Source organism: Rhizobium sp. BK529, from assembly GCF_014194105.1.
In the GTDB taxonomy this organism is placed as follows: Bacteria; Pseudomonadota; Alphaproteobacteria; order Rhizobiales; family Rhizobiaceae; genus Rhizobium.
In genome coordinates this window covers 1,982,531-2,006,012 of sequence record NZ_JACIAU010000001.1, presented here as the reverse complement: position 1 = coordinate 2,006,012, position 23,482 = coordinate 1,982,531, and the positions used below count along the sequence as shown (strand labels likewise).

33 protein-coding genes, 1 tRNA gene and 1 pseudogene are annotated in these 23,482 nt (G+C 59.6%); 18 read left to right on the top strand and 17 right to left on the bottom strand.

Features of this window, described 5'->3' with window-relative positions; translation table 11 throughout:
- Positions 1–21 precede the first annotated feature (21 nt).
- The 10 genes from FHX08_RS10195 to FHX08_RS10150 form a co-directional block, all read right to left on the bottom strand.
- Positions 22–681 (bottom strand): transcription termination/antitermination protein NusG, encoded by a 660-nt coding sequence (locus FHX08_RS10195; protein ID WP_184327132.1) that lies wholly within the window; start codon positions 679–681, stop codon positions 22–24.
- Positions 668–2,005 carry a helix-turn-helix domain-containing protein gene (locus FHX08_RS10190; protein WP_184327131.1) on the bottom strand — a complete coding sequence of 446 codons (1,338 nt, stop codon included), beginning with the start codon at positions 2,003–2,005 and terminating at the stop codon, positions 668–670. Before FHX08_RS10190 ends, FHX08_RS10195 begins: the two co-directional genes overlap by 14 nt.
- Positions 2,002–2,301, bottom strand: coding sequence for a hypothetical protein (locus FHX08_RS10185; RefSeq protein WP_184327130.1), 300 nt, complete (start codon positions 2,299–2,301; stop codon positions 2,002–2,004). Before FHX08_RS10185 ends, FHX08_RS10190 begins: the two co-directional genes overlap by 4 nt.
- A complete protein-coding gene (locus FHX08_RS10180) occupies positions 2,298–2,615 on the bottom strand; it encodes a hypothetical protein (RefSeq protein ID WP_184327129.1) in 318 nt (105 codons plus the stop codon). The genes FHX08_RS10185 and FHX08_RS10180 overlap by 4 nt, the downstream gene beginning before the upstream one ends.
- The gene (locus tag FHX08_RS10175) at positions 2,612–2,935 is read right to left on the bottom strand and encodes a hypothetical protein (protein ID WP_184327127.1); all 324 of its coding nucleotides are present in this window, start codon (positions 2,933–2,935) and stop codon (positions 2,612–2,614) included. Before FHX08_RS10175 ends, FHX08_RS10180 begins: the two co-directional genes overlap by 4 nt.
- The gene (locus FHX08_RS10170; protein ID WP_184327126.1) at positions 2,932–4,410 is read right to left on the bottom strand and encodes a hypothetical protein; all 1,479 of its coding nucleotides are present in this window, start codon (positions 4,408–4,410) and stop codon (positions 2,932–2,934) included. Before FHX08_RS10170 ends, FHX08_RS10175 begins: the two co-directional genes overlap by 4 nt.
- The gene (locus FHX08_RS10165) at positions 4,407–4,739 is read right to left on the bottom strand and encodes a hypothetical protein (protein WP_184327125.1); all 333 of its coding nucleotides are present in this window, start codon (positions 4,737–4,739) and stop codon (positions 4,407–4,409) included. Before FHX08_RS10165 ends, FHX08_RS10170 begins: the two co-directional genes overlap by 4 nt.
- Entirely contained in the window at positions 4,739–4,984 is a 246-nt protein-coding gene (locus tag FHX08_RS10160) for a hypothetical protein (RefSeq protein WP_184327123.1), read from the bottom strand. Before FHX08_RS10160 ends, FHX08_RS10165 begins: the two co-directional genes overlap by 1 nt.
- Positions 4,985–4,992: 8 nt before the next feature.
- Positions 4,993–5,487, bottom strand: coding sequence for a hypothetical protein (locus FHX08_RS10155; RefSeq protein ID WP_184327122.1), 495 nt, complete (start codon positions 5,485–5,487; stop codon positions 4,993–4,995).
- 139 nt (positions 5,488–5,626) lie between these two features.
- Positions 5,627–5,706: transfer RNA gene (locus FHX08_RS10150), tRNA-Met, on the bottom strand.
- 56 nt (positions 5,707–5,762) lie between these two features.
- Here FHX08_RS10150 and FHX08_RS31420 point away from each other — a divergent pair.
- The 16 genes and pseudogenes from FHX08_RS31420 (at position 5,763) to FHX08_RS10070 (ending at position 14,062) form a co-directional block, all read left to right on the top strand.
- Positions 5,763–6,821, top strand: coding sequence for an XRE family transcriptional regulator (locus tag FHX08_RS31420; protein ID WP_246698295.1), 1,059 nt, complete (start codon positions 5,763–5,765; stop codon positions 6,819–6,821).
- 343 nt (positions 6,822–7,164) lie between these two features.
- Entirely contained in the window at positions 7,165–7,362 is a 198-nt protein-coding gene (locus FHX08_RS10140; protein ID WP_184327121.1) for a hypothetical protein, read from the top strand.
- Positions 7,363–7,434: 72 nt separating this feature from the next.
- Positions 7,435–7,746: an acetyltransferase gene (locus tag FHX08_RS10135; RefSeq protein ID WP_184327120.1), complete on the top strand. Its 312-nt coding sequence runs from the start codon at positions 7,435–7,437 to the stop codon at positions 7,744–7,746.
- Between the two features lie 11 nt (positions 7,747–7,757).
- Positions 7,758–7,961 carry a hypothetical protein gene (locus FHX08_RS10130; protein ID WP_184327119.1) on the top strand — a complete coding sequence of 68 codons (204 nt, stop codon included), beginning with the start codon at positions 7,758–7,760 and terminating at the stop codon, positions 7,959–7,961.
- Positions 7,958–8,134 carry a hypothetical protein gene (locus FHX08_RS10125; RefSeq protein WP_184327118.1) on the top strand — a complete coding sequence of 59 codons (177 nt, stop codon included), beginning with the start codon at positions 7,958–7,960 and terminating at the stop codon, positions 8,132–8,134. The genes FHX08_RS10130 and FHX08_RS10125 overlap by 4 nt, the downstream gene beginning before the upstream one ends.
- Positions 8,134–8,490, top strand: coding sequence for a hypothetical protein (locus FHX08_RS10120; protein ID WP_184327117.1), 357 nt, complete (start codon positions 8,134–8,136; stop codon positions 8,488–8,490). The genes FHX08_RS10125 and FHX08_RS10120 overlap by 1 nt, the downstream gene beginning before the upstream one ends.
- Positions 8,487–9,065 carry a Rieske (2Fe-2S) protein gene (locus tag FHX08_RS10115; RefSeq protein WP_184327115.1) on the top strand — a complete coding sequence of 193 codons (579 nt, stop codon included), beginning with the start codon at positions 8,487–8,489 and terminating at the stop codon, positions 9,063–9,065. The genes FHX08_RS10120 and FHX08_RS10115 overlap by 4 nt, the downstream gene beginning before the upstream one ends.
- A complete protein-coding gene (locus FHX08_RS10110; protein ID WP_184327113.1) occupies positions 9,065–9,322 on the top strand; it encodes a hypothetical protein in 258 nt (85 codons plus the stop codon). The genes FHX08_RS10115 and FHX08_RS10110 overlap by 1 nt, the downstream gene beginning before the upstream one ends.
- Positions 9,319–10,191 (top strand): hypothetical protein, encoded by an 873-nt coding sequence (locus FHX08_RS10105; RefSeq protein ID WP_184327112.1) that lies wholly within the window; start codon positions 9,319–9,321, stop codon positions 10,189–10,191. The genes FHX08_RS10110 and FHX08_RS10105 overlap by 4 nt, the downstream gene beginning before the upstream one ends.
- Positions 10,192–10,377: 186 nt before the next feature.
- Positions 10,378–10,842, top strand: a complete 465-nt coding sequence (locus tag FHX08_RS10100) for a hypothetical protein (RefSeq protein ID WP_184327110.1) — start codon at positions 10,378–10,380, stop codon at positions 10,840–10,842.
- A 151-nt stretch (positions 10,843–10,993) separates the two neighbouring features.
- Complete coding sequence (locus FHX08_RS10095) at positions 10,994–11,302, top strand: hypothetical protein (RefSeq protein ID WP_184327109.1); 309 nt, start codon at positions 10,994–10,996, stop codon at positions 11,300–11,302.
- Positions 11,295–11,606: a hypothetical protein gene (locus tag FHX08_RS10090; RefSeq protein WP_184327108.1), complete on the top strand. Its 312-nt coding sequence runs from the start codon at positions 11,295–11,297 to the stop codon at positions 11,604–11,606. Before FHX08_RS10095 ends, FHX08_RS10090 begins: the two co-directional genes overlap by 8 nt.
- Positions 11,603–11,941, top strand: a complete 339-nt coding sequence (locus FHX08_RS10085; protein ID WP_184327107.1) for an HNH endonuclease signature motif containing protein — start codon at positions 11,603–11,605, stop codon at positions 11,939–11,941. The genes FHX08_RS10090 and FHX08_RS10085 overlap by 4 nt, the downstream gene beginning before the upstream one ends.
- 1 nt (position 11,942) lies before the next feature.
- Positions 11,943–12,110 (top strand): annotated as a pseudogene (locus tag FHX08_RS31865) (helix-turn-helix domain-containing protein); the annotation flags it as partial.
- A gap of 23 nt (positions 12,111–12,133) precedes the next feature.
- On the top strand, positions 12,134–13,291 hold the full coding sequence (locus FHX08_RS10075; protein WP_246698294.1) for a site-specific integrase: 1,158 nt from the start codon (positions 12,134–12,136) through the stop codon (positions 13,289–13,291).
- 549 nt (positions 13,292–13,840) lie between these two features.
- Positions 13,841–14,062, top strand: coding sequence for a hypothetical protein (locus tag FHX08_RS10070; protein WP_132651973.1), 222 nt, complete (start codon positions 13,841–13,843; stop codon positions 14,060–14,062).
- Positions 14,063–14,089: 27 nt separating this feature from the next.
- Here the strand turns inward: FHX08_RS10070 and FHX08_RS10065 are convergent, their stop codons facing one another.
- Positions 14,090–14,323, bottom strand: a complete 234-nt coding sequence (locus tag FHX08_RS10065; RefSeq protein WP_184327104.1) for a DUF982 domain-containing protein — start codon at positions 14,321–14,323, stop codon at positions 14,090–14,092.
- A 172-nt stretch (positions 14,324–14,495) separates the two neighbouring features.
- Here FHX08_RS10065 and FHX08_RS10060 point away from each other — a divergent pair, with 172 nt between their 5' ends.
- A complete protein-coding gene (locus FHX08_RS10060) occupies positions 14,496–14,708 on the top strand; it encodes a hypothetical protein (protein WP_132651136.1) in 213 nt (70 codons plus the stop codon).
- A gap of 90 nt (positions 14,709–14,798) precedes the next feature.
- Here the strand turns inward: FHX08_RS10060 and FHX08_RS10055 are convergent, their stop codons facing one another.
- The 5 genes from FHX08_RS10055 to FHX08_RS10035 are packed head-to-tail and all read right to left on the bottom strand — an operon-like array spanning position 14,799 to position 19,726.
- Positions 14,799–15,092: a multiprotein-bridging factor 1 family protein gene (locus tag FHX08_RS10055; protein ID WP_132651137.1), complete on the bottom strand. Its 294-nt coding sequence runs from the start codon at positions 15,090–15,092 to the stop codon at positions 14,799–14,801.
- The gene (locus FHX08_RS10050) at positions 15,089–16,363 is read right to left on the bottom strand and encodes an O-antigen ligase (RefSeq protein WP_132651138.1); all 1,275 of its coding nucleotides are present in this window, start codon (positions 16,361–16,363) and stop codon (positions 15,089–15,091) included. Before FHX08_RS10050 ends, FHX08_RS10055 begins: the two co-directional genes overlap by 4 nt.
- On the bottom strand, positions 16,360–17,922 hold the full coding sequence (locus FHX08_RS10045; protein WP_184327103.1) for an undecaprenyl-phosphate glucose phosphotransferase: 1,563 nt from the start codon (positions 17,920–17,922) through the stop codon (positions 16,360–16,362). Before FHX08_RS10045 ends, FHX08_RS10050 begins: the two co-directional genes overlap by 4 nt.
- A 55-nt stretch (positions 17,923–17,977) precedes the next feature.
- The gene (locus FHX08_RS10040) at positions 17,978–19,147 is read right to left on the bottom strand and encodes a glycosyltransferase family 4 protein (protein ID WP_132651140.1); all 1,170 of its coding nucleotides are present in this window, start codon (positions 19,145–19,147) and stop codon (positions 17,978–17,980) included.
- 3 nt (positions 19,148–19,150) lie between these two features.
- Complete coding sequence (locus FHX08_RS10035; protein WP_132651141.1) at positions 19,151–19,726, bottom strand: polysaccharide biosynthesis/export family protein; 576 nt, start codon at positions 19,724–19,726, stop codon at positions 19,151–19,153.
- A 188-nt stretch (positions 19,727–19,914) separates the two neighbouring features.
- On the opposite strand from FHX08_RS10035, the gene FHX08_RS10030 reads away from it, so the two are divergent.
- Complete coding sequence (locus tag FHX08_RS10030; RefSeq protein ID WP_132651142.1) at positions 19,915–22,083, top strand: GumC family protein; 2,169 nt, start codon at positions 19,915–19,917, stop codon at positions 22,081–22,083.
- Positions 22,084–22,121: 38 nt separating this feature from the next.
- On the opposite strand, the gene FHX08_RS10025 is transcribed toward FHX08_RS10030, so the two are convergent.
- A complete protein-coding gene (locus FHX08_RS10025; protein WP_132651143.1) occupies positions 22,122–23,357 on the bottom strand; it encodes a GNAT family N-acetyltransferase in 1,236 nt (411 codons plus the stop codon).
- Between the last annotated feature and the right edge of the window lie 125 nt (positions 23,358–23,482).

Here is a 23,482-nt window from a genome sequence, read left to right as displayed (position 1 = left end):
CGTCCGTTGCGAAGATGACTCTCACAGCTTTTTGAGAAAAGCAAGAGGCATGCTCTCAATCTCAAAATCCTTTCCGAACACTGAAAGTTGAACCCTCGCCCTAGCCTCCCGAGACCATTTCAGAGCCAGAATAATGCAATCAAATCCCTTGAAAGGACCGAAGGTAATAGATGCCGTGTCACCTTCGACCAATGTCTTGTCAGTAGCCACGCGCGGCACTGCAACGGCAGCCATATCTTTGAAAACATTCACATCCTTTTCCGAAACAACGTGATACCGACCGCCATTCCCAACGATATCGATGACGTTCCTAATCCTTCTTAGACCATGAAAAGCCTCAGCAGACGGCCGGCAATGGACTAGAATGTAACCAGGAAAGAACAGCCGTTCTCCATCGATCTTGCGGCCTCTCTTGACGAAAACCACCCGCTCACGTGGAGAGACATGCTCAATGTTCGCGTCATCAAGCTGTTTTTCCACAGAGAACTCGCGACCCGTCATCACCTGTAAGCAGTACCATTTCGCAGCCTTTGGCTTTGCAACGACCATATCTGACGAAGCCGCATGCAAATTCGCTTCATTGATTCGCGACCTTGCGACCGTCTTATCCATCGCAGGCAGAGCGCGGGTAACATCGACCTCAATCCCATTATGCATCATTGTCACCCTATTCAGCATCATCGCCCCGCTCCATTCCTAGTGCCGCGCGTGCGGCTAGTTCGAATTCACCAAGGCCTTCCGGCCCGCCCTTTGGAAACCACACGCCAGCCAGATGCTTCGGATCTGGTTCAGGCACTGGAGGCCAATGCATCTGCTCGTGGTAATCACGCCAGCGCTCGAATGTCGGCGAGCCCAAAGGAACGAACTCGCAGAGCGAAGCCAAAGCAGCGAAGCGCTTATCGACCTGATCGCGCGTCCGTTCAGTTGCCATCTTGTTCAGGCGGTTCACCTCCGGATATCCCTCAAGCTGTATGCGGCGACGATATTCCTGCTCACGGAAGTCATCAGGGAAGACGAGATCCTTGCCGTCGATCACAATCCCGCGCTCCGCCAAGAAGGCCAGCCCCTTGCTCTCGCTGATACGGCGGTGGATCTCGAAGGTGCGCGCAGTCAGCGGCAGCAGATCATCGGGAAGCTCTACAGGCTTCGGCCCCTTGAGCAGAGCCATCATCCGCATCGCTGACCAGATATGGCCGTATGGCGCTACAGTGACACGTTCCTCCTGCGCCTTGGCCTTCTCGTGAGCCGTCTTGACCTGGTCTGGCAAACGCTCCCATCGGCGTTCGGAGAGATAGGTAGAGGCCGCGACCGGCTTGGTTCGGCCCAGCTTTTTGCGTTCCTCCAGCCATATCGGCGTCATCTGCTCGCATTCGGTACGCTGGGCGGGCGTCAGTGCATTCCATTCCCGGCGTGCATTCGGTTCGCTGTCGTCAAGGTATCCCGGCATTTTCGCAAACCACGCCCTAAAGCGCCGCTCTATCCCCTTGGGATTTTCTTCCCCTTCATCCTCACGCTCGCGCTCTCTCTCCCTTCGTTCCTCAGGGGGAGTTAAATTACTGTCGTTAATAGGTGCCGGTCCAGAACCGGCAGGGGGTGCCGGTCTAGGACCGGCAGGGGGTGCCGGTATACCGGCAGGGGGGGTGCCCTTTTCAATGCCATCGATAGGACCGAATTCCTTTTCGTCTTCATCGTCCCATGCAGCAAACGCATTGCTCTCGACGACACGATCGAGCACCACGCGGTACCAATGCGCGCTGTCTCGGCCGTCCGCGCTCGCAACTTCCTGTTTCTCCACGACGCCGATATCGGCGAGACGCTTCAGCGAATCCTGCACCGTCGAGCGGCCGCAGCCGAGCTGGTCGGCCATTTTGACCTGACTGCGCCGGCACCAGCCTTCCTTATTCGTGTAAGTCCCTAGCAGGCACAGAACGCGCAAGTCGCTGCCCTTGAGCCGACCGTCTGTGATGATCCACGCTGGAATGATCGAGAACCGTGGCCCGCTCAATTCGCCCCCTCGGCGCCCGCCTGCGCCTCCTGCCTCAAATCCAGCGCGGCGATATGCACCGGCAGGACAATGGTTTGTGGAAGTGTGCCGTCCGGCAGTCGCTTCGCGTTCGTTAGCGACAGGACGGCTTCGAGATAGGCGACACCCGCCAGAAGCCCCGACCTCTGAAGGATCACCCGTATGCTCATGTGCTCGCGGTTCATCACGCCGTACGGGCAGGCAAAGAGCCATTCCGCTCGCTCAGCATGATTGACCGCATCGGCAAGCTGTTCGACGATCGGGAGAAGCGCGCTCAATGCCGCCCCTCCCGGGCTTCGTGTTTCACGTTTGATCTAGTGGAACAGGTTGATTTTAAATCCAATTCCGGTTCCAAGTAAAAATGCTCGACAGGCACACCGAGCCACCGGCAAAGCGCGATCACCTTGCCAACGGAAACCATCTGTCCGCCCATCGCGCGCGAAATATCGTTGATCGTCACGCCTATCTCACTGGCGAGCGGACGCATCGCGAGGTTCGGCTCGGAATAGAACTTGCGCTTCAGTGCTGCGGCGAACTTGCGGAAGTCGTAGTCTGCGCGAGAAGGATCGCGGGCATTCTGAAGGCCGGTCATTGGATCTTCTCCCACTTGCCGTAATCGACGAGCTTCACGCCGTATAGATCGAGATCGACACCAAGCGCCCTCCATAGCTTCTCGCGCGGCTGTACGGAGAGCGCCCGCCCCATCCAAGCGAGATCGAATTGCACGACCGTCACGCCTGCCCGCTTGCGAATGTGCTCCATTTCCGCCTTGCGCGCGGCATCGAAGGCAGGTCGCTGTTTCTTCGTGCTCGCGTGCTGGCCGGGGAAGACAGCGTTATATCCGGCCATTTCGACGCGGGCGCGAAGGAATCCCTTCAGCATCTCGGATGAGAAATCGGCGCCTTCGATCATGCGAGCACCTCGGCAATCGGCACACCCGCCTTGAGCTGCTTGGTCATATCGACCGCGCCAACGGTGGCGATCATGTTCAGGCCTGCGCCGGTCGGCAGGAACCTGCCGTCTTCCTGTCGCTCAATGAGGCCCTGTGCCGCGAACGCGTCGATCAGCGCAGAGGCGACGGATGGCCGAAGCCCAACACCGCGCCGCAATGCGACGTCGTCGAAAGGCTCCATGTGCTTCATCCAGATCAGCGAGCGGGAGAATTCTTCCTCGATCCGCTCGTCGAGCGTCTTGCGCGGCGTGTCGCGCGTGAAATCTTCCTCATCGCTGAAAATGATAGGGTCGGCATGAACACCTTCACCTGGCGCAAGCGGATCTGCATCCTGATATTGCTCCCAATCCACGCGGATTAGTGCCGGGAAGCCATTCCCATAGGTTCCATCGTGGTTCCGCTCCCAAACGAACCACGCGGTATTCATCTGGCTTGATGCCTTGTTTCCGGTCCAGCCGTCGCGATGCATCATCGGCAGGCGCCGCGTGAACACATAGACGCGGCTCGGCGGGTTGCGATCCATGACGAAGCAACGGTCGGCATCCTCGAACCCGGCAAGAAAGTTCAGGTTCAGCAACAATGCCATCTTGCCTGGGCGATGCTCGCGCAGCGCATGCGCCGCATAGGCATTGGCGACGCCATAGGGCGGGTTGGTGACGATATCCGGCCCGACCGAATAGAGTTTCGACGGCCCTGAAGATTTGAGGAAGTCGCCGACGCCCTGGCACTCCCCATGCTCCGTTACAACGCCGCGGTCGACGAGATCGGAAATCAGCACATCATAGCCCGCAGCTTCGAGCGGTCGCATGATCGCGCCCCGACCGACACTCGGTTCCCGTACGGCCAGGCTGAAGCTCTCCAGAGCTAGCAGCGTGCGCATGGCCTCGATCGGCGTCTCATAGAGATCGTCGCCGCGCTCTTCCTTGGTCGCGGTTTTCGTGCCGATCGCGTGACCGGCCTCTTTCTTCAGCGCAGTCCGCGTCGGCTCCAGCCCTTCCGCAAGACGCGCCTCGACGACACGGTCGATGAGTTCCGGATCGGCACGAACGGCATTACGCAGCTGCCGCGCGGAATGCAGTTGCTTGCGGTCGATCCCGATTTCTTCGAGCGTAAAACCGTTCTCTTGAGAAACGGTTTTCGGACGGCCGCCGCGAGAGATCTCGCCTTTTGCCTGCGCGCTGTCGACGGCGTCAGCCATCGCGACATAGCAAAGGCTTTCGATCTTCAGCGCTTCCGCCTGCATTCGCCGCGCTTTATCGACGACCTCGCGCGAGGCCTTCACGCGCTCCGCAGAACCTGCGACGGACTTGGATTGATCGTAGGTGACGGATGCGATCTTTAGCGCCAGATCGAGGTCACCTGCATTGAACAATGCCCGCGCAGTTTCGATCGAGGCTATAAGCTCATGCTCCGAGGGGACGACGAGAGCGTTCATCGCTGCATCCCCCGTCGATATTGCCTCCAGCCATCGAGAATGCGGATGACGGTAGGCTCCGGCACTCCGAGGCCCTTGGCGATATCTGCAGTCGACCACTTCTGACCGGACCAGAGCAGCAGCGTCGCGCCGACGATCGCGTCCAGATCACCATCTGCAACCGGCATGCTCTTCTCGCGAGCGCAGACAGCTGCAAAGCCCATATCAAAAATCTGCCCCGCCCAGAGTGACGAAGCGATACCGCGCTCCTTCGCCTGACGATCGAGCGTCTGCTTGGCCTTTTCCGGAACATTGATCGTAATGCCGACGAGGCGGTGATGAGCGGCCATCAGTGCGCCCTCATCACGGCTTGGAGGTAGAGCCTCCCCTTCTGCGTGACCCGCACGAAATGCGGATCATCGAGCAGGCGCTCGGCATAGCCGCCGGCAACCGCGACTTCGGCGCCACGCTGGTCGCTGTCGAGCGCCAGTGGATAGGCAGCGCGGTGCATCCGGTAAAACCGGTTAGCCCGGTAAAGCAGATTATGGGCATCGCGCCCGATCGGCGGGTCGACGACGTATCCTTCAGCCTTCACGCCGCGCATCACTTGCCCCCGACGATCTTAAGGGCTGCAGCCGCGCCGCCCTTGGCCTTGACGCTGGCAAGTACCCGCCGCTCCTCCTCGACCGCGTCGTCGACTTCTGCGGCCTTGCGGTCCATCTCGTCAGCTTCAGCAGGCGTCACGACGCCATCGGAAAAAGCTCTGGCCGTCACTTGCCCCAGCTCAGCAAACCGCATGGTCACATCCGCGTGCGCCGACAGGAGATCGGAGACGATCGCAGCGTCGGCAGGAATGTTGTCGGAAAGGTCGCGACCGTTCGCACCGGCCATAACCTCAGTCACGAACGCGCGCCCGCAATCGCCTTCGAGCCGGATGACGGCCATCATCGGCATCAGTTCTGGATCGCGCGGGTTGCGCCAACGCCCGACCGTGCTCTTGGCATATTCCGAAATCTTCGCGGCGCGCTCGATGCCGCCAACCTCGTCGATGAGATCGCGCTGCGCTGCCTTCAGCCGGTTATGGATTGCGTCGCTCATGATACCCTCAGAAAAGCAAAAGCCTGTCACCGCCGGGAAACCGGCGTTGTTTTTCCCATCGCGGGACGGGTGCGGAAAATGTGAGTACTCAGCCCGTCAGCAGATCACGGAGGCCCACATGACGGAGCACATACAAAACTGGTTGCGGGTGCGGGATTCGAACCCGCGATCTCCGGCTTATGAGACCGGCGAGGACGTCCAAACTCCTCCAACCCGACAGAAAGAAAGAAGGCGCCGGACGCTAAACGCAGTCCGCCAGTCCGGCGCCAATTGGCATGGAGAACGGCCAGGAACCCATGCACCGGGGAACACATCATGCGGCCTCCCTCTCGGCGGAAGGACGAGGCACGGTCGCCGGCCATTCCGCACCGATTGGCCAATTCATCGAGAACCAGAGCATCGCCTTCTCGAAAGTCACCGTGTTCACGTCGCTCTTGCCATCAGCAATGCGATCGAGCGTGGACCCACGGTTCAAGACGATCGTCGAAACGCGCTGTCGGCCTATGCCACGAGCGCGAGCATATTCGTCAGAAACGGCGATGAGCTGTTCTCTTAGGTTCATGGTCGCAGAAAATGCGGAATCAGTTCCGCATTGTCAAGGGATTTCGTTCCGCATGACTTTTCCACAAATCGCGGATAAAATTCCGCACATGGCTAGAACCATTCAGGACCGCATCAAAGAGCGGATGTCAGCCCTCAATATGAACCCGTCGAGCACCGCTAACAAAGCAGGCCTCGACCGTTCAACCGTGCGCAAACTTCTGGACAATCGCGACCAGCAGCCATCGCTGGAGACTGTCAAAAAACTTGCAGACGCTCTTGAAACTACCGAATTATGGTTGCTCAATGAGGACGATCCGAAAGCGACCGTGAAATCGAGCGAGTTGCGCGCCGCATCCGTTCCCCTTCCTGCCCCCTTCGAAATGCCGAAGGATGTGCCGGTTATGGGAACAGCAGCAGGTTCACACCTGCGAGGAGCGTTCAAGCTCGATCTAGACCCGGTCGATTATGTGAGGCGGCCACCCACCTTGATGCATGCCCGTAATATCTACTCGCTCTATGTTGAGGGCGAATCAATGGTCCCGCAGTTTTCGCCGGCCGACTTGCTTTTCATCAACCCCGACAAGCCGGTGCGCACTGGCGACGCCGTGGTGATCCAGGTGAAGCAGGACGCCGAAGGGCATTACGAAGCTACACTTGGCATCTTCCTCAAGCGTAATGCCGAATGGGTCACCATCTTGAAGCACAACCCCAAGGCGGAAATTCAGATCGCCAGATCGACGATCATGCACATGCATAAGGTTCTCACATTTAACGAGATTTACGGCATCTAAAACGCCGGGTCGGCAGCCAACTTCCACACTATCCAGCAATGCAAACGGCGCGGGCTCTATGGCTGCGCCGTTTTTCTTTGCGCCCTTCTCGGCGCGAAAAAGCACCTGCGAATCAGTGCTGTAGCTCCTGCTTAATTCCCCATCAACGCCAAACCTTGAACATAGTTTGCGGAATTGCTTCCCCATTCCTCTTGACTGCGGAAATGATTCCGCATAATCATTCCCCGTCCCGATGATCCTCCTCCCTCGTCGGGACAAGGCGCGCAGAGACGCCGCCGGTCCACGCTCATTGTGGCCGGCGGCGGGCCGCGCAGGAGCAGGGAGGGATTTCAGGAGCAGGATCATGCAGACAGCAACCGCTTATAACCCCGTGACCGTTCGCAACATCGCTGGCGAGATGGCCAACCACGCCCTTGAGCGCGGCGAAGGCCTGACGCATCGCGAATATAAGCGCCTGGGCTACACCGACGAGCAGATCGAACGGAATGCCGACGAGGCCGCTCGCATCTTCGCCGCCTCTTCGACTCGCCGCGTCGCCTGAAGCGATCCGGTTTCGGTCACCGCTCCGACCAGGAACGGAGCGGGTTCCGAAGCGGATGGACAGGAGGGTTTCATGACGTCCGAAGTCTTCGAAAGCTGGGCAATCGTCGAGTTGATGGGGCACCGAAAGCGCCCTGGCTACGCCAAGGAAGTCGAGCTTGCTGGCGGCAAGATGCTGCGCGTGGATATTCCCGTTTCGGATGGCGAATCGGTCACCGAGTTTTATGGGACATCCGCGCTTTATGCGATCCGCCCGGCAACCGAAGAGGTTGTGCGTGACATGGCTTATCGCGGCTATGGCGTCGATCCGCGCCCCATTCGCCCCGTCGATTATCGCCCGCAGTCGCAGATCGCGTCAGACGTCGATGACGACGATCTGCCCTGAGGATGACGCCGATGAACTACTTCACACCATTTCTGCCGCTGAACGAGATCGCGATCCATACGCTCCAGGAACGCCGCCTGTCCGGAGACATCGAAACGCAGGTGCTGGAATGCGCCCGCATGCGCCGCGAGCAGCAGGAGGCGCTGGAAGCGATCGCGCTCTTCACCATCCCATTCCTCCTGATCATTGCCGCCGCCGCGCAGGTGACGCCGTGACCGAGTTTGCCAGTCCGCTCGTCACAGAAGGCCAGGCGATCTTCGTCTTCTGCCTGATGACCGCACTCACCTGCGGCGTGGCCCTCTTAGCAGTCGTCTATGCCGCCGGACTCGCGGCAGGCCTCAAGCGCACCGATCGCGCCGAGGCCGAAGAAATCGCAAAGGATCTCTGATGGATAACCTCGTCCAGTTCCCCATGAGCCACGTTCGCCCGCAGATTTCCCTGCAGATCGTCGGCGGGACCGAACACGACGCCGTCAACGCAGCGGCCGAAGAAGCCGCCGCCACCCTTGGTCGCCGCCTCGTCGACGACGCCGTCGAAAACATCATGTCCGCCGGCCTCCTCTTGCAGATCGCCAAGGTAGCCGCGCTCGGCGACGGCAAAGATCCAGGGGATTTCATCAGCGATGAAGTCGTCATCAGCCTGTGCAGCGCTTTGATCAGCGTCATCGACGCCATGGGCTGCAGCACGGTCGACCGCCCGCTGCGCCGCATGCTGGAGCGCACGATCGAGGAGAAGGACGCGTGATCCAGCGCATCGACGAACTGACGCAACCGGCGGAAGTCGGGAGATATTATCTCGTGCCTACCGTCACAGGCGCCTGGTACGACCAGATTGCCGCCTGGCCGGTGATAGGTCCGAAGCACAATGACCGGCACTGTCTCAATTTCGTTCACGACCATTATCATCTCGACGCGCGCTTCATGCCGTCGCCAGGCGGTAATGAGTACAGCAAACGAGCATATTGGCGCAGCGCCTGGGGCTCTCCGCTGCAAATCAATCGACAATGCAATCCGGACGGATTGCCCACTCCTGTTTGGAAGAAGTTGCTTTGCAAAAGAGCCACGAATCCAGCAGTGCCTGGCCTCATTGAGGACATCAATGAGGCTGTCGAAGTTGGCAATAGCCCTCAATGGAAATGCCACGTAGATGAGTGGGTAGGGCGGCAGGCAAAACGTGATGGCCGCGGGTGGATATGCCCGCATCGTCCGGTATCGCTGGCCGATCAGCCAGTTGTTGAGGGGGTGATCACGTGCCCCTTGCACCTTCTGCGGATTGATGCCGCTACCGGAATTGTCTTGCCTTTGAAAGGCGGCGCGTGATGACCGCCGCCACCCGTCATCAGCTGGCCGAGATGCACGACGCGCTGCAGTTCGCGATTAGCTGCCGAGAGCCCGCTTTCAAGATCTTTCTGCACGAGCAGAAAGGCTTTTCCCATCCGATGAGCGACGACCAGGCAGTTGCGAACGTCCTGTCGCTTCTCGGCATTCGCAGCCGCGAGGAAGTCCGTAGCGACGAGGCCGCCGCCGAGCAATGGCGCCTGCTCGTAGAGGACTTCCGCACATGGAGGATTTCATGACTACCTCAAAAGTGATCGCTACAGCCGAACTATACCTGTCACGTCAACCGGTCCACGAGCGCGACGCCAAGGGCGAGCCGCTCTATACCGCCGGCCAAATGCTGCGCGCCTTCTGTGCCGGCGAGATAGCGATCATCGAAGAGAGCGAGTCAGTCGGCGACGATGTTGATCAATGCCCGATCTGCGCCGAGCCCCTGAAGCGTTCCGATATTTGCGCGACCGACATTGAGATGGGCATATGCCACGCCGCATGCCTCGAAGGCTCGCCAGTCGTTGACCTCGAAACCGGCGACGAGGTCGAAGGTGGCGCGGCAGACAGGTTTCGGTACGGCGACAGCTCCGATATTCCACTGGAGGCGTATCGCGATGAGCTGCTGAAGATCGCTGAGGACGTAGGCGAAGGCACAGATCCGTTCGCAGCGTGGGAGGCTATTCAGGCGCTCAAGTCCGCTGCCACCCCACCGCCCGTTCCACAAATGCTTGGGACCGCTTTGCTCGATGTTGCCGCCGAGCGCCGGCGCCAGGTCGAGGTTGAGGGCTGGACGCCAGCCCATGACGATCGGCACACGGATGGCAGCATGGCGCAGGCCGCCGCTGCGTATGCGCTGAAAGCTCGCAGCGACGAAAGCCACGCCAACGGTGTTCGCATCAGGCCGCCGTATCTCTGGCCGGATAGCTGGCACGTTTCGTGGTGGAAGCCGAAGGATCGCCGCCGCGATCTCGTCCGCGCCGCCGCCCTCATCATCGCCGAAATCGAGCGCCTCGACCGCGCAGCCGTTGTTGCACCGATACCGGAAAAGAGTGACGCCCGCGCGCTGCTTTCCGGTCCCTCAACGCGGGCAAATTCGGAGATAGAACCCGATGAATGACAAGAGCAAAGAAGTCGAAGCTTTGATCGATAAGGCAGCTAAAGCCGAAAAGTCGGAAGACGCATTGCGCTTCTCTCAGGCTGCCTGCAACGCCGCCAACGCGATTTGCGCGGTCAAGACATCCGAAACAATCGGAAAGTAACCTGGCGGGGCTTCGGCCCCGTCTCCCCTCATTGGAGATCAGCCATGATCGAGGTCAGCCGTACTTTCTTTTGGCATTGGAAGCCTAGCGTCCATCGCTTGCATTTCGGCCTAGATTTCTATGTTCCTGGCATCAAGATCAGGGTCGGCCATGATGGCCCGCCGTGCCGTGTCTGCCGGAAGCGAGAGGGCATAATCTCGTGGGCTCTGGACAATCCCGGAGCGGCCATCTGCCCAACCTGCTGCGAGCACCCTGACTATGAGTACGAGCGCGGCGATCAGGATTATTTCTGCGTCGAATGTGGCGAAAGCGCGCCGTACGAATGGATCGATGGGCATTGCTCCTGCGACGATGACGTCTGCATTTCTTTTGCCTCATCGCGTGATCCTGACGAGCCGCTGGGTACTCCCATCTCTCAACTTTCCGGCTGCCCTGTCGGCCCTCTTCACCCTGATCGGCCGAAGTATGACCGCTTCGTCGCCATTGCCAAATCGTGGGGGTACGACTGATGCGCGTTAAGCCGATTTTCGCTTGGTACGACCTGTGGATTGGTGCGTTTTACGATCGCACCAAGCGCCGCCTGTACGTCTTTCCGGTCCCGATGTTCGGCTTTTATGTCGAGCGCCGGCCCCTACCGCCCTCACAGGGGGAGGTGGGGACGTGAGCGCCGATCTGGTCATGGAAATGAACTTCAATGAGAGCGTCAGCGTCAGATTAACGGACGAAGGCCGGCGCATCTTGGCAGAAAGACATGACGAGCTGCGCCGTCGCGTCCCCACTGTTGGCCCATACGTTCCGAGAGTGGAAGACGAAGAAGGTCGCGTGTCGTTCCAGCTTTGGGACCTGATGCACACGTTCGGTCCATCCTTGTTTTTGGGCAACCCAAACCTCCCAATTGAAGCTGACATTCGTTTCCGCCCGCATCTCCGCCCAACAGCTGCACAGAGGATGGAGGGCAGCGATGGCTGACAATTTGAGCGACATCCAATGGTGCGTTCTCGACCTCCTGCTGCGCGCCAAGCGCACGGGAGCATCGCGTGTCAATCGTCTTGAGCTGATGCGATCCGACGCATTGCCGGATGCTCTTAAGGTCAAGCTCGTTTTCACAGCTTTGACGATGGCTGGCGGCCCCTTCGTGCGGCTGCATGGACAGCACGACTTCGAAATCACTGATGCAGGCGAAAGGATGTTCAACGAACGTATTGGCGCGCCGAGCAAAGCTGCCGATGCGGTCATAGCCCTGCCGGATCAATCAAGGCAGGTGCTGCAATGAGCCGCCGCGACAAGATCCGCGAAAAGATCATGGCTCGTGTCCGTATCGACGAGGAGACGGGCTGCTGGATCTGGACCGGCTCGGACTCTGGAAAGGGAGGTCGCGGCGCCGGCTATCCGCGCATGAGCCTGGGGGGGCAGACGGTTGCTGTGCATCTGGTCATGTGGACCAACGAGCACGGCTACATCCCCGGCAAGAAGGAAATCGACCACTACTGCCGCAACCGCCTATGCGTTCGGCCCGAGCCCGAGCATCTGCAGCTCGTCACGCGCAAGCGGAATATCCTGCGTCAGTGGGAAGCCCGCCGCGCGGCGATGGCTTGCGAGGAGGTGTGAGGTGAGCCCGCTCGATCTTCTCACCCCAGACGAAGCCGCAGCGCAGCTCAAGATCTCCACGCGCCAGCTGCGGGACTTGACCGACGATGGTCTTGTGCGGTGGATTAACGTGGGGCGCGGGACAAAACGCGCAACCCGCCGCTACACCCAGGATGATCTGAACGAATTCAAGGAACGGCAGGCCAAGACATCATGTCCGTCTACAAACGTCCCGGTAAGGAAACATACTCCTACGATTTCATCGTCGGGGGCCGTCGATTTTCTGGCGATACGCGAGAAACTAAGAAGAGAGACGCAAAAGCCTTCGAGGAGCGGGAGCGGGCATCAGCCAAAGCGCTGATGGCTGCGGCCTCAACGGTTGAGGCCAATACGATGTCTTTCGAAATGGCGGCGCTACGCTGGTTTCACGAGATCGGGCAGCATCACAAGAACCGCGATACCGTCCTAAAAAACCTCGACTGGCTACAGCAGAACATCGGTGGAGCGACCGATCTGCGCGCGATCGACGATCCGCGCGTCGCCAGCCTGGTCGCAAAGCGCCGAGGCGAGAGGGTTCGCCGCAAGCACAAGGATGGCAAGATCCACGAGGGCAAGCTCGTCAGCCCTGCCACTGTCAACCGAACCTGCACCCAGCCGCTGCGCGAGATCGTCCTGCGGGCAAAGAACGTATGGAAAATTCAGGTAGGTGAGGTGAACTTCGGCGAGCATATGCTGAAGGAGCCGCAGGAGCGAGTGCGGGAGGCGTCGGCTGAAGAGGAGAGCGCCATCATGGAGCAACTCGGTCGCGGCTATGAAGACGCCGTCCGGTTCGCTTTCCTCAATGGCTGCAGGCGTATGGAGATCTTGGGTCTCGAATGGCCGCACGTCGATTTCTTCTCCCGCCGCTTCACCGTGACAGGGAAGGGTGGAAAGTCGAGAACGATCCCGATGTCAGAGGAAACCTATGAGATCCTCTGGGCGCAGCGCCATAATCATCCAGTGAAGGTTTTCACCTTTGTCGCCTGGCGGACGCGCAAGACGCTGAAGCAGGTTCGCGGCAAGCGGTATCCGTTGACGGAGTCCGGACTGAAGAGCGCGATGCGTCGCGCCGTTCCGGCCGCTGGCGTGGTAAACTTCCGCTTCCACGATACGCGCCACACCGCCGCTACACGCGTACTGCGTAAGTCCAACCTGCGCGTTGCTCAAAGGCTTCTCGGACACTCCGATGTCGCCACCACAGCGAAATACGCCCACGCGCTCGATGATGACTTGAGGCAGGCTCTGGAGGCGACATCGAGTCCCACCAAAAGTCCCACGGCTACTGAACAGCATGGGAGTAATGCATTGAAGAGAAAGGGAAATCAGGAGTGAGGGGATCGTTCCCCCAGTCAAGTGCGCTACCGGGCTGCGCTACGCCCCGACCTGCCGAAACGGCTTGCTTCTGTTAGACTTTTCGGTTTTTGGACGCAAGGGAAAAATGCCGTCACGATGATAAAACGGAATTTATCCAAGGGATAGCTTTGTCCTGTCTCCCTCGGTACGGCCCGGAGCCTTTATAACCCGGCAATGAATACCGAAAAAAGTGTATGCAAGGTGGCAAAAATCCTTGCGCATGTCGGTGCGGAATGGAGACCCTTCCGTCCTTCCAAAGATTCTGCGCTAAGCTGATGCGGCATTTTTCGAGCCGAATATAGATTTTCGGTTGCGATTCTTTATATGCTAAATTTAAGGTAAACTATTCTATTAATATTTTCCATAATATTTCCGATTTGAGCGGTAATTTATTTCATGTTTATCTGACATATAACTATGAATGAAGCGGATGTCCGCGTTATTCCAAATTTGTGATTGGAATTTATCGCCTTTCTGCTGCTGAGCGTGTAAAGAAGAGAAATCGTGGGAAAGCTTAATTTCGGGCTTATGACGATCTGCAATAACAAACAGGATTGCCGGCAGAGCCTTGCTGCTGCATTCAAGGCCCTCTCCGTTGAGGCTGTGAACGCTGGCTGGCCGGAAGGGGAGGTTGCTCTTGCGCTTGCGGAGCTCGCCGAAACACACGTGGCCGAAGTCGGCGCCAAGGTAATTGTCGAAGGCTTCAACCAATCGCAGCTTTACGCAGCAGCTGGCCGGGTGAAATTCTAAGCTGAATTCTGACCGGCCGTTCAGTTCTTACACCAGTAGGTCGGCGGTCCTAGCAGCCTTCGCGAATGAGACCTGGGCTGCACATACGCTTCTCAGTCCATCAAGGCAGTGCTGAGCTATGCGATGTTTGCGGCCACGCTTGGCGGGCCACCGTTTGAGATATTCAACTGCTTCCCAGGCGGTTGCGACAATGAAGCTGCTGCTTGGAAATTTAGTTCTCATGGGCGAGGGGAAGCGTTTTTCGCTCACGGCTCCATCCATTTCATTCCTAAAACCGCCCGCAACGCATGAGGCAGAAGATTGTTCCCGGCGAAATGATTACGCGGTTGCTAAAATCTGGGGCTACGCGCATAATGCGAATGAGGCTGGCAGGGAGGGCGTCGGCTGCGCAACAATGATGATGCGTTGTGCCCTCTAAGGGAAATGTGGCGCGATGTTGAAATCGTCAGTTCACCCCCAGGATTTACCGCTCTTTTCGGAAGATATCGACCTGCTGTCGCAGGTTCTAAGCCGGGTTTGCGATGACGGTGGCATCGCTCCCCGCACGCCGGAAGCCGACCGGATCGGCGCGGCCCTCATTCAGCTTTACAAGCAGGGCGTGAAGGACAGCGGCAAGCTGACCGTTCTCGCCAAGACCTATCTTTGAAGCTCGGTTCTGCTCGCTCTTTACACCGTTCCTGGCGGTCTTAGACACAGGCTGTCCCCAACGGGATAGCTCAGAGATCGGGCGGTTCCGTCAGTCGTCGTTGGCAGCGTTGAGGTTTTCCGGCCTTATGCCGTCATCGTTGGAACTGCGGGCGCGCAGGCGTATGCCAGGGCCGCCTTCGTCCTGGTTCCCGCTGGCGATGAAAATGATGCCATGCGCTTCCAGTGTGTTGCGCACGTCGATCGTGGCGCGCGTTTCGCCCGTCCATTCGCCGTTTTCCAGCGCCTGGATTGTTTCGACGGAAAGTCCTGCATGAGCCGCGAGGTCCTCGATGCTCATGCCGATCATGGCGCGTGCGCCGCGTATCTGTGTCCCTGTAATCATGCGGGAAATTTAGCGCTTTTACCGAACTTCTCAAGTCTTTGTGAGCGGCCTGAGCGCTGGTGGCGAACTTCCAGCGCAGCACAACCCCAGACGATGCCGAACAACAGATAGACATGCCGCCAGTGGTCGATATCGATCACGTTGCCGATTGCAGCATGACCGAGAACGGAAATCCAGGCGACCATGAGAAAGGGCTGCCATGGCCGGTCGAGCAGCATATTGCGGAAGCCGAGATAAAGCGTCCAGCACAGCATACCGACATAGCTGATGAAGCCCAGCCAGCCATAAGTGGTCAGCGATTTCAGCCAGATATTGTGCTCGTCTTCCGGAAACATGGTGCCGAAAACCAGCGGACCAATGCCGAGCGGCCGTTCCATCATCATCTGGAAGCCGATGCGATGGCGGTCGAAACGGCCAAGGTGCTCACCGTCATATTGCTGCACGAGTTGGGCGCGGGTGGAGAAAAGCTCGCTGACCTTGGGAACCTGCAGCGCGACCAGAAGCGCGGCCACCATCAGAATGATCGCGCCCAGCGACAGGACCAGCACCCGCAGTCGGAACGCGCCGCTGCGTTCCTTCAGCAGCATGATGAAGATCAGCACTACCACCCCAAAGGCGAAAAGCCCCCAGGCCGCGCGCGAGAAGGAAAGGAAGATGCCGAGCGCCAGGATGAGCAGCGCTCCCGCCTTGATCGGTGACGTCTTGAGATTGCCGGCGAGAATGCCATGGACGAGGTAAAGGCCCGGCGGCACGAGGAAGGGCCCGAAAACGTTCGGATCCTGAAAGGCGCCCTTGGCGCGGTCGTAAAGTGTGAAGACTTCCGAGCCCGGAAAGGCATGGAAATAGCCGAGGATGCCCAGAAGGGAAGTGATGACAGCCGCAAAATTCCAGGCATTGAAGATCAGCGGCAGCCGCTTGTGGCTGTCCTCGATGATCGCAGCATAGAAGATGGAGGTCAGCGCCAGGAAAGTGGAGACGGCAATATACATCGGGCCGGTCGCCAGATCCCGCATCTGCGTGAGCGATAGCATGCCGCCGATGTTGAAGGTGAGCAGCAGTGCCATCAGCGGCGCGGTCGTGCGGGATATCTTCAGGCCGAGTATGAACCAGAGGCCGATCAGCCCTGCCATCCACAACTCATAAGGTGCTGGTTCATCGATGACGAAGCCGGAAAGAAAGACCCCGAAAGCGACCGCCGCCGAGCCGATGAGACGCAGCGTCAGCCGTTGCGGCTGGGCCACGCGCGGATGGGAGGCGGCGACGGCGCTCAATAGGCGTTTTCCGTGTTGAGCAGCCGGATCGGCGTCAGGAACAGGATCTTGAGGTCGAACCAGAGCGACCAGTTCTCGATGTAATAGAGATCGTACGCAGTGCGAAACTTGATCTTCTCGTCATTGTCCACTTCGCCGCGCCAGCCGTTGATCTGCGCCCAGCCGGTGACGCCGGGCTTGACGCGGTGGCGGGCAAAATAGCCGTCTACGATATCGGCGAAAGCGCGGTCGCGCGCCTGAGCCAGCACGGCGTGCGGGCGCGGGCCGACCAGCGAAAGTTCGCCCTTCAGCACGTTGAAGAGCTGCGGCAACTCGTCAATCGAGGACTTGCGGATGAAGCGGCCGACAGGGGTGACACGCGGATCGCCCTTGGTGACGGCAGCCCGCGCCGTCGGATCGCCCATGTTGGCGTACATCGAGCGGAATTTGAAGACGTTGATCATCTCGTTGTTGAAGCCATGACGCTTCTGCATGAAGAAGACCGGCCCCTCCGAAGTCGCCTTCACGGCGATCGCCGTCGCCAGCATGATGGGCCAGAGCAGGCAGAGAGCGATGGTGGCGAAGAAGATATCGAAAGCGCGCTTGGCAACGGAATCCCAGTCGCGGATCGGCTTCTTGAAGATGTCGAGCATCGGCACTGCGCCCACATGCGAATAGGCACGCGGACGGAAGCGCAGGCGATTGGCGTGGGCCGCAAGACGGATGTCGACCGGCAGCACCCAGAGCTTCTTCAAGAGTTCGAAGATGCGTGCTTCGGCAGACAGCGGCAGGGCGATAATCAGCATGTCGATGCGCGTCATCCGCACGAATTCGACGAGTTCACTCACCGTGCCGAGCTTCGGATAGCCGGCGACCATGATCGGCGAGCGCTTCTCGCCGCGGTCGTCGAAAATGCCGCAGATACGGATATCGTTATCCGCCTGCTGCTCCAGCATACGGATCAGTTCCTTGGCGGGTTCGCCGCCGCCGACGATGACGGCGCGGCGTTCCATGATGCCGTTGCGCGCCCAGTTGCGTATGCCCTGTGCCACCAGGAAGCGCTCGACAACCAGGAAGAGCGTGCCTGCAATAAACCAGATAGCATAGGATGCCGCAGTCGCAGTACCGAGGCCGAGGAAGAGCGAGAAAACGCCTGCCGTCAGCACGAACGCGATGGCGAACGCTGCGACCGCACGCGGCAGATATCGCACGCGGGCTCTGAGCGCCGGAATGGAATAGGCATCGGCGAACTGAAGTGCCACGACGGTCAATGCCGAAACGATCGCCGCCGTGACGGCCCGCGTCAGGAAGGTGTCGTTGCCATCGCCGGGCGCGAAATAGAAGGCGGCAAGGCCGATGACGAATTGTGTGAGGAATTCCAGCAGCCGCAACTGGCCGATGATGATGGCAGGCGAATAGGTTCCATCACGAAACTGTTCGGCAATCTGACGGGCATAGGGATTGATATCAGGCGTTTCGCCGACCGCAGATGTGTAGGCCTCGCCGCGCGTCTCTGTGTCGGAGACCTGCTTGCGCAGGACTTCCACGTCGAACTGTCCGCTCTTTTCCAGCTTGTTCATGGGGCTTCATCGCTCGTTGATGTGAGCGGGATAACATGAAGCCCCTAAAAAACTTTTACGAGGCGGCCCGGATTGCCTGTGCCGCAACGGGATTTACGAGTTCCCGGTAGAGTTTCAGCACCTCGCCGGCCATGACGGGCGCAGAGAAGACCGATCGGACCGCGTCGGGAGAGGGCATGACCTTGTCGTGCCAGCCGGGTACCGTCAGGGCCTCGGCCATCACCCGCGCCAGATCGTCGGAATCTCCCGGTGTCACCAGAGCGGGACTATCGGCGCCGAGTACCTCGGGAATGCCCCCGACGCGCGAGGCGATCACGGTCTTGCCCGCACCAAGCCCTTCCAACACTATGTAGGGCATGGCTTCGGCCCGGGAGGGAACGACGAGATTCTGCGCCATGGCGAAGGCTTCTTTCACGCGCATGGCCGGTAGCATGCCGATGCGCTTGCCGAGGCCGCGCTCGACCATCATTTCGCGGTATCGATCGCGGTCCGGTCCGTCGCCGATCATCAGCGCCGAAAGCGGTCGCCCGAGCAGGCGCTCGGTCTTGGCGAATGCATCGATGAAGAGATCGGGACCCTTGAGGTCGCGCAGCATGCCGACATAAATGAAGTGCACTGCATCGGAGCGCGTCGGAACGTCAGAAAAATCCCGCGCCCCGATGCCGTTATAGATCAGCCGGTTCTTGACCAGCGGCCGACCCACTTTGGTCGAATAGGTCTGTCGCTCATATTCGCAGATGAAGACCAGCGCATCGGTAAAATATTCCTGCAGCCGTTCCATGCGCAGCACGAACTGGCCAAGCAGGGAGGCGCGCGAATAGTGCAGGCTTCCGCCATGCGCGGTATAGAGGCGGGCTACGCGATACCTGTTGACCCGCAGGGCTGAGCCGGCAAGCCGCGCGAGCACGCCGCCTTTGGCGCCGTGCCCATGCAGCACATCCGGCCGCAAGCTCCTGATTTCCTTGAATGTGTTCCAGAGCACCATGGCATCTGACGGGCTGATCGAGCGCCGTATAGGAATGCGCGTCAGGCCGAGCGAAAGAAAGGGGCGGATATCGTCGAAAAGACGGTCCTCGTATTCGCCGCCAGTCGAACTGTCGCAGATGATGCCGATCTCGTGACCCGCCTGGCTATGCTCCTCCACCAGGTCCCGGACGTGACGGAAGATTCCGCCGACCGGCGACCTGAAGCAGTGAAGGATGCGAAGAGGCCTCTGCTCTGCCATCGGCTAGAAGAGCCGTTCGCGGACATAGATCGTATCGCCGGCGACGATCGGGCCCGAAATATTGACGCGACCCGTCAATACCTGTCCGTTGATCTTGCGCGTGACGTCGACCATGCTCTGATTGGCGCGACTGGTAAAGCCGCCAGCGACTGCAATGGCATTCTGCACAGTCATGCCGGGCACGTAGGCGTACTGGCCGGGTTGACCAACTTCGCCCATGATGAAGATGGAACGATACCGGTCGACATCGATGGTGACGTCGGGATCGCGCAGATAGCCTTGTTGCAGCTTCTGGGCGATCTGGCCGGAGAGCTGCTGCAAGGTGCGGCCGCGGGCAGGAACCTGGCCGATAAGAGGGAATGCGATATAGCCGGCCTGATCCACCGTATAGGTGTTGGTCAGCGTCGCCTGATCGAAGACTGTTATGCGCAGGCGGTCGCCGCTGTCGAGCGAATAAGGCTGGATCGTTGCCTGATTGAAGGCCTTCGGCGCAGGCTGATAGGTGGTGCAGCCCGCCAATGCAGCCATTGTGGCGGCCAGGCTCATAGCCATCAGGATTTTGGGCTGGACGAAGGGCATCCGGGTTGCTCGCAGGAAGATAATTCAGTCGAGCCGTTATCGATCTATTAGGGTTAATGCCTGGTAAAAAATCCGCCGATTTCCGCAATTCCTTCATCGGAGGCACCTCATTTGAGATGGGAATTGCCATTAACCGTTGAGTTACCATGATCGTTTACGCTTGAGGCAGTTTGTATCGGAGTATGAGCATGTCCCGCGTAGCGAGTGATCAGGATGTGGACATCGACCTCGGCCAGCTTGCGCGCGCGGTCTGGGCACGTCGTCTGAGAATATTGTCGATCACCGCATTGGGTGCGGCTGTTGCCTTTGCCGGCGCCAAGATGATCTCGCCGCAATATCGCAGTGAAACGCGTCTTCTCATCGAGCCGCGGGCTCCAGCCTTCGCCAATACACAGACGACTGACGCCAATGCCGGACCGCTGCTCGACGAGCTGAACATCGCGAGCCAGGTGCAGCTTCTGCAATCGGCCGACCTCATCAAGCAGGTCATCAGCAATCTGAAGCTCTACAACCTGCCGGAATTCGATGACGCGGCGAACGGTTCGGCACTCGGCGATATCCTGGTGAAGCTCCACCTGAAGAAGAACCCGCTCGAAAATCCGCCGGAGGAGCGCGTCATTGACGCCTTCACCGAGCGGCTGCAGGTCTATCAGGTCCCCGGTTCGCGAGTGATCGGTATCACCTTCACGTCGAAAGATCCCAAGCTCGCCGCCAGCATTCCGAATGCCATGGCACAAGTCTATCTCGCGGTCCAGAGCGGTGCCAAGCTCGATTCCAATTCGGAAGCCACTCGCTGGCTGGAACCGGAGATCGACAGCCTGCGCCAGAAGGTGAACGAGGCGGAGAAGAAGGTCGCCGACTACCGCACCACTCATGGTCTGCTGCAGACCAATGGCACGACGACCTTTCCCGCACAGCAGCTCAACGATATTTCCGTGGAGCTTACCCGCGTGCGCACCGACAAAGCGAATGCCGAGGCGAGGGCACAGGCCGTGCGCAATGCGCTGTCATCGGGCGAAGCTTCCGACACGCTGCCCGACATCATGTCCTCGCAGTCGATTCAGCGCCTGAAGGCAACTGAATCCGGCCTGCAGTCGCAGATCTCGGACCTGCAGACGAGTCTGCTCAACAATCATCCGCGGCTGAAGAGTCTGCGGGCCCAGCTTGCCGATATCCGCACGCAGATCCGCCAGGAAACGCAGAAGATTCTGGCAAGTATCGAGAATGAGACAAAGGTCGCCGATCTGCGCGCAAAGGAGCTGGAGCAGCAGTCCGACAGGCTGCAGGCCAATAGTGCCAAGGCAGGCGAGGACGAAGTCGGCCTGAACGCGCTGGAGCGTGAGGCAAACGCCCAGCGCCAGCTTCTCGAAACCTATCTCGTTCGTTATCGCGAGGCTGCTTCCCGCGCCGACCGCAATTCCAGTCCGGCAGACGCCCGTATCGTTTCGAAGGCGATCGAGCAGGTCGATCCCTATTTCCCGAAGGTCGTGCCGATCGTCATCGTTGCCGCCGTCGCGACATTCATCATGAGCGCGATCGTCATCATGCTCTCCGAACTCTTCAGCGGCCGCGCGCTTCGCCCGGTCGAACCTCGCATGATCGAAGACAGGGTGGAGGAAGATGGGCAGGGCAACGCGGCCCCCATTCCTGCGGGAACTGCCCCCACTCCCGCCGCAAAGCTTGTCACGCCCAGCATGTTGACGGCAGCCATCGATGATGAGGAGCCGGAAGCTGAGCCGGCCGAGGAACCGCCTGTCGACGAAAACGAATTCTCCGTCTCCTCTGTCGCGACCTATCTCGCCGACAGCCGCGCACCGCTTGCTGTTTCCATATCTCCGACCGGTGACAATGGCTCTGCTGCAACCGTTGCCTTGGCGCGGTTGCTCGCCGATGACGGACGCCGCGTGATCCTGATCGACATGACGGGCTCGGGTTATCCGACCGAATTGATGGCCGAGAATCCCGAGGCACTCGGCGTCACCGATCTGCTCTGCGGCGAGGCCGCCTTCGGCGAGACGATCCACGGCGACCGGCTTTCCGATGCGCATCTGATCCCGCAGGGTGTCAGCGACGTGCGCCGCGCGATGCGGGGCGTCGACAGGCTCTCGCTGCTGCTCGATGCACTGTCCTCTGCTTACGATATTGTGCTCGTGGAATGCGGCGCGGCCGATGTTGCGGGCGTTTCGCGGTTGACGCGCAGCAAGGAAATCGAGGTCATCCTGTCGCTACCGGAGATCGACGAGAGTGCTTTCGTCGGCCTGATGCAGAACTTCCAGAGCGCCGGTTACGAGCGGGTGGTTTTGATGTCGGGTGGTGAAGAGGCCGCGATGCGCAGCCCCGCGCGCCACGCGGCCTGATCCTTTAAGCTGCCGCCGGGCACTTTTGCGCGGCCTACTTACCCGGCTTTCGCCCGGATGTTCTGGGCGAATTTGTAGAGAGCAGGCCGGGCCTTGATGAAGGCCTTGCCGCGGGTGATCGCCCGGTGCGCCGCACCGGCTGCGATGCCGACGCCGGAGAGTGGCAAAACGACATCGTAATGATCCGTTTCGACCGGCGCCCAGGAGCGCTTGTAGGTCTGATCGCCGAGGCCGAAATCGAAGAGTGCCACTCCCTTGTCATGCAGGCTTGAGATCATCTGCCAGAAGAGGAATTCGCCGGGGCTGGTATCCGCAACCAAATCCTCATCAATCGCGCCGAACTGGCAGATGACATGGTCACCCTTCCGGGAAATTCCCGACAGCGCGGCGATGCGCCCCTCATAGTCGCCCTTCAGGCGAAGGGCACGCATCCGCAGGCCGAAATTGTCGCCATTCCCCCTGTCGATCAGGCCGTGCAGGAAGGCCTTGGTTTCCGTATCCGCAAAAACATCGGGCAGGCCGAGCGAGGCGAAGCGGGCGCTTTTCAGACGGAAGAACATGTCGAGCAGTTCGTGCTGCTCCGAGGACGTTTCCGGCGCGATATAATCGAAGCCGCCGATGGCTTCGAGCCGCCGGCTCTGCGCCCGGAATTTTTTGCGTCGGCTCTTGGCGTTCAGCTGCTGCAACGTCTTCTCGAACGTATCGAGGAACGGGAGCTGGTAGGCATGGTTCTGGTTCTGCACCAAGGGCAGGCCGGCAAGCATATTGCGGCGGCCGCGCCACTCTAGTGGAATGTTCTGCAGGAGAAGCAGATCGGCCTTGCCGGCGAGTGCTGCACGAAGGTGGTCGGCAAGGTGTTGGTGATCCACCTTCTCGCTGTTTTCGGCAAAGGCCTGCGAGAAGAGGCCGGTATTGATATTGCTGTGATCAGCGCCGATGAATTTGGCGATCCGCACACCGCGCAAGGCGACGATCTCCACCGGCAGGATGAAGGCGGTTTGGCCGCCGCTCGTGCCGCGCAGGATGGCGAGCGGACGGCGGAAGGCGGCCACCCAGGCTGCGCACCAATCATAGCTCTGGTGCAGCGAGGAAAGGTTGTCGCGTTCAAACGCGCGCCATTCCTCTTCGAGTGGCTCCATTCTGTCGAAAAGCTGGATGTCGAGTTCGGCCATGGCGAGTTTCACGCTGAGTTGTCGCAGCCGGGAAATGCCGGCTTCGGCTTGCGCCACAGCGTCGAACGGTTGTTCAAGGACATCGAGCCTCTGCGTCTGCACGGTTTTTTCTCCGGTCGAGAGATTGCTGCAGAGGAAGCTAGAGCGGGCAGACGTATATTTGGTTTAACGGCCGCGTCAGGGCGAGGTTTTCCGCAGATCAGGGTTATCCCGCCGTTAATCGGGTC

What these genes read in the sequence shown, in the direction of transcription:
- FHX08_RS10035 (WP_132651141.1), bottom strand. Translation starts at nt 19,726, where the DNA reads ATGCCCTTCGTCCAGCCCAAAATCCTGATGGCTATGAGCCTGGCCGCC.
- FHX08_RS10155 (WP_184327122.1), bottom strand. Translation starts at nt 5,487, where the DNA reads ATGAGCGACGCAATCCATAACCGGCTGAAGGCAGCGCAGCGCGATCTC.
- FHX08_RS10180 (WP_184327129.1), bottom strand. Translation starts at nt 2,615, where the DNA reads ATGACCGGCCTTCAGAATGCCCGCGATCCTTCTCGCGCAGACTACGAC.
- FHX08_RS10110 (WP_184327113.1), top strand. Translation starts at nt 9,065, where the DNA reads ATGACCGCCGCCACCCGTCATCAGCTGGCCGAGATGCACGACGCGCTG.
- FHX08_RS10060 (WP_132651136.1), top strand. Translation starts at nt 14,496, where the DNA reads ATGTTGAAATCGTCAGTTCACCCCCAGGATTTACCGCTCTTTTCGGAA.
- FHX08_RS10100 (WP_184327110.1), top strand. Translation starts at nt 10,378, where the DNA reads ATGATCGAGGTCAGCCGTACTTTCTTTTGGCATTGGAAGCCTAGCGTC.
- FHX08_RS10090 (WP_184327108.1), top strand. Translation starts at nt 11,295, where the DNA reads ATGGCTGACAATTTGAGCGACATCCAATGGTGCGTTCTCGACCTCCTG.
- FHX08_RS10165 (WP_184327125.1), bottom strand. Translation starts at nt 4,739, where the DNA reads ATGGCCGCTCATCACCGCCTCGTCGGCATTACGATCAATGTTCCGGAA.
- FHX08_RS10030 (WP_132651142.1), top strand. Translation starts at nt 19,915, where the DNA reads ATGTCCCGCGTAGCGAGTGATCAGGATGTGGACATCGACCTCGGCCAG.
- FHX08_RS10085 (WP_184327107.1), top strand. Translation starts at nt 11,603, where the DNA reads ATGAGCCGCCGCGACAAGATCCGCGAAAAGATCATGGCTCGTGTCCGT.
- FHX08_RS10195 (WP_184327132.1), bottom strand. Translation starts at nt 681, where the DNA reads ATGATGCTGAATAGGGTGACAATGATGCATAATGGGATTGAGGTCGAT.
- FHX08_RS10170 (WP_184327126.1), bottom strand. Translation starts at nt 4,410, where the DNA reads ATGAACGCTCTCGTCGTCCCCTCGGAGCATGAGCTTATAGCCTCGATC.
- FHX08_RS10055 (WP_132651137.1), bottom strand. Translation starts at nt 15,092, where the DNA reads ATGATTACAGGGACACAGATACGCGGCGCACGCGCCATGATCGGCATG.
- FHX08_RS10105 (WP_184327112.1), top strand. Translation starts at nt 9,319, where the DNA reads ATGACTACCTCAAAAGTGATCGCTACAGCCGAACTATACCTGTCACGT.
- FHX08_RS31420 (WP_246698295.1), top strand. Translation starts at nt 5,763, where the DNA reads ATGGAGAACGGCCAGGAACCCATGCACCGGGGAACACATCATGCGGCC.
- FHX08_RS10040 (WP_132651140.1), bottom strand. Translation starts at nt 19,147, where the DNA reads ATGGCAGAGCAGAGGCCTCTTCGCATCCTTCACTGCTTCAGGTCGCCG.
- FHX08_RS10135 (WP_184327120.1), top strand. Translation starts at nt 7,435, where the DNA reads ATGACGTCCGAAGTCTTCGAAAGCTGGGCAATCGTCGAGTTGATGGGG.
- FHX08_RS10140 (WP_184327121.1), top strand. Translation starts at nt 7,165, where the DNA reads ATGCAGACAGCAACCGCTTATAACCCCGTGACCGTTCGCAACATCGCT.
- FHX08_RS10070 (WP_132651973.1), top strand. Translation starts at nt 13,841, where the DNA reads ATGACGATCTGCAATAACAAACAGGATTGCCGGCAGAGCCTTGCTGCT.
- FHX08_RS10065 (WP_184327104.1), bottom strand. Translation starts at nt 14,323, where the DNA reads ATGGATGGAGCCGTGAGCGAAAAACGCTTCCCCTCGCCCATGAGAACT.
- FHX08_RS10075 (WP_246698294.1), top strand. Translation starts at nt 12,134, where the DNA reads ATGTCCGTCTACAAACGTCCCGGTAAGGAAACATACTCCTACGATTTC.
- FHX08_RS10175 (WP_184327127.1), bottom strand. Translation starts at nt 2,935, where the DNA reads ATGATCGAAGGCGCCGATTTCTCATCCGAGATGCTGAAGGGATTCCTT.
- FHX08_RS10120 (WP_184327117.1), top strand. Translation starts at nt 8,134, where the DNA reads ATGGATAACCTCGTCCAGTTCCCCATGAGCCACGTTCGCCCGCAGATT.
- FHX08_RS10130 (WP_184327119.1), top strand. Translation starts at nt 7,758, where the DNA reads ATGAACTACTTCACACCATTTCTGCCGCTGAACGAGATCGCGATCCAT.
- FHX08_RS10045 (WP_184327103.1), bottom strand. Translation starts at nt 17,922, where the DNA reads ATGAACAAGCTGGAAAAGAGCGGACAGTTCGACGTGGAAGTCCTGCGC.